The sequence below is a fragment of the Bradyrhizobium sp. sGM-13 genome (assembly GCF_018398875.1).
Lineage (GTDB): Bacteria > Pseudomonadota > Alphaproteobacteria > Rhizobiales > Xanthobacteraceae > Bradyrhizobium.
Genome location: NZ_JAGWDK010000573.1, coordinates 1 through 204, shown reverse-complemented (window position 1 = coordinate 204; position 204 = coordinate 1). Strand labels below are relative to the sequence as shown.

1 pseudogene is annotated in these 204 nt (G+C 65.2%); it reads left to right on the top strand.

The features are described 5' to 3' along the window. A pseudogene (locus KJQ96_RS40020) lies at positions 1 to 204 on the top strand (IS630 family transposase); the annotation flags it as partial.

Genomic DNA, 204 nt, shown 5'->3' with positions numbered 1-204 from the left:
CGAATACGTCGCCCGCATGGAGGACGTGCTCGATCTCTATTCCGAGGCGCCGGATCTCGAGCGGCCGCTGGTCTGCTTCGACGAGACCCCCATCCAGCTGATCGGCGAGGTGCGCCAGCCGATCCCGGCCAGGCCCGGACAGCGCGAGCGCTACGATTATGAGTACCGCCGCAACGGCACCGTCAATCTCTTCGTCACCTTCGA